General features: G+C 61.3%; 3 protein-coding genes. 2 read left to right on the top strand and 1 reads right to left on the bottom strand.

Going from position 1 to position 2,440, the window contains the following annotated elements; genetic code table 11:
• Nucleotides 1-55: 55 nt before the first annotated feature.
• Complete coding sequence (locus AC1D06_RS42395) at nt 56-619, top strand: ParB/RepB/Spo0J family partition protein (protein ID WP_477991544.1); 564 nt, start codon at nt 56-58, stop codon at nt 617-619.
• Between the two features lie 44 nt (nt 620-663).
• Complete coding sequence (locus AC1D06_RS42390) at nt 664-1,785, top strand: hypothetical protein (RefSeq protein WP_477991543.1); 1,122 nt, start codon at nt 664-666, stop codon at nt 1,783-1,785.
• A gap of 369 nt (nt 1,786-2,154) precedes the next feature.
• Here the strand turns inward: AC1D06_RS42390 and AC1D06_RS42385 are convergent.
• Nucleotides 2,155-2,440 (bottom strand): integrase core domain-containing protein (locus tag AC1D06_RS42385; protein WP_477991541.1); only part of this gene is annotated, 286 nt, incomplete at its 5' end.

Genomic DNA, 2,440 nt, shown 5'->3' with positions numbered 1-2,440 from the left:
AGCTCGGGAAGCAGCAGCGCAGTGCTGCTTCGCATAACAAATAGGAGAGACCAAGATGATGAATATCCAGAACATTGCTTTGAACAAGCTGGTGTTTTGCAAGGACAATGTCCGCAAGACCGACGCAGGGGAGGGGATTGACGAGTTGGCGGCGAGTATCGCGGCTCATGGGTTGCGGCAGAACCTGAACGTGCGGGAAGCCGGTAAAGGGCGTTTCGAAGTCGTGGGGGGTGGCAGGCGGCTGCGGGCGCTGAAATCGCTCGTGAAAGAGGGCCTGATGCCCAAGGACGCGGACATTCCGTGCCGGGTGCTGGAGGAGGGGGAGGACGCCGCGGAAATCTCCTTCGTGGAGAATGTCGTGCGGCGGGCCATGCATCCGGATGACCAGTTCGTGGCGTTTCAGCAGCTTGTCGAGGCTGGCAAGAGCATCGAGGATGTGGCGGCGCGGTTCGGGGTGACCCCTGCGGTGGTCGAGCGGCGGATGAAGCTGGCGAAGGTGTCGCCGAAGCTGCGGACGCTGTACCGCGAAGGGGAGTTGACCCTTGAGCAGATGATGGCGTTCGCGGTCAGCGATGACCATGAGCGGCAGGAGGAGGTTTGCGGTAGCCTCTCCAGTTGAGCAGGTCCCCGCGTGAAATCCGCGCCGCCCTGACGCAGGAGGCGGTGGCGCTGACCCAGCCGGTGGCGAAGTTTGTGGGTGTGGACGCCTATGCGGCAGCGGGCGGGGCCATCCAGCGCGACCTGTTCGATGAGGCGAACGAGGGATATATAGCCGACCGGGCGCTGGTACTGCGGTTGGCTCAGGAGAAATTGGACGCTGCCGTGGCGGCTGTGCAGACCGAGGGCTGGAAATGGGTGAAGGCCGAGGTGGAGCGGGATTACTCGGTCCACTATGGCCGGGTGTATCCGCGCTATGATGATGCCGAGGATGAGGAGGATGTGGAACGTGTTCCACGCTACGACGCCGAGGACATGGCGCGGGCAGGGGCGATAGTGAGGATTGGGCACGAGGGCGAGCTTACCGTTGAGCGGGGATTTGTTCATCCGGACGACCGCGAGAACGCGCGCAATGTGGTCGCCGAGAAGCAGCCGAAAGACCTCGGCGCGTTGCCGGCGTCCATTGTCAAGGAACTGTCAGCCCACCGCACGGCGGCCATCCAAGTGGCGCTGACACAAAACCCCGATGTGGCATTGGCAGCCACCGTGTATTCCTTGGCGCTGCCGCTCTTCGGCGGGCATTCCTCGGACACCTGCCTTGGCCTTGGCCTGAAACGAACCCACGCGGGTGCCTTGGTGATGGTCAAGGAGGAATGTGAGGCCCATGCCATTATGGCCGCCGAGGCCGAAATGTGGGGTGACCGACTTCCCGGCAATCCCCCCGACCTGTTCCAGTGGTGCCTTGCGCAGCCTCGGGACGTGCTGCTGTCGCTGCTGGCGTTCTGCGCCGCTTCCAGCGTCAACGCGGTGAAGGACAAACTCGATGCCGAGACCTCGCCCCGGCTGGCCCATGTGGAGGCTTTGGCTGCGAGCCTGTCGCTGGACATGGCGGGGCAGTGGAAACCGACTGTGGAAGGGTTCTATGGGCGGCTGACCAAGGCGACGATGGTTCGTATGGTCCAGGAGGCCAAGGCCGTACTTTCCATCAGGCTGGCCGAAGTGAAAAAGGAGACTGCCGCCCGCCATGTGATGCAAGGGATGGCTGAAACCGACTGGCTTCCGCCCGTATTCCGAAGTAGAGTCGTTGCCCAGCAGGGCGAGGATGGTGAGTTCGCCCAAGTGGCGTAGTCATCATCGGGACGGGCCATCGGCGACGGTGGCCCGTTTTGCGTGGTGGGGGCTGGCCACCCCCACACCCCGGCCGGCGAGCGAAGGGTAGTTGATCCAAATAAAAATGCCGAGGGCGTCAGCCAGCACCTTATTTAGTTGAGATATTGTCTCTGGTGCAATCTTTGAGGATGCCGCTCGATGAGGATTCTTATACGATAATGTCCGTCACCACTATGTAGGAGGAACCTATGCCGCCGAGTAAGGAAATGCGGATACGCCATGCCGCAGAGTCGGTAGAATCTGCCCTACGAGCGTCTGGCGTTTATCATTTGAGGAATGATGACGATGTGAACCGCCCCGGCTTTGCCGGAGACCGTTTGGTTTAAGTTATGCGGCCACGGCTGGTTCGTCCAGCATGGCGTAGTATCGTTCTTCGGCTTCAGCTGGTGGAATATTGCCGATGGGCTCCAGAAGTCGTTGATTGTTGAACCAATCCACCCATTCAAGCGTGGCGAACTCCACGGCTTCGAAGTTGCGCCATGGTCCTCGCCGATGGATGACCTCGGCCTTGTAAAGGCCGTTGATCGTTTCGGCGAGAGCGTTGTCATAGGAATCGCCAACGCTGCCGACCGAGGGCTCGATGCCCGCCTCCGCCAGCCGCTCGGAATACTTG

This window comes from Rhizobium sp. P2_G2 (genome assembly GCF_056403555.1).
The sequence above is the reverse complement of the archived record's forward strand: the minus strand, read 5'-3'. Positions and strand labels throughout refer to the sequence as shown.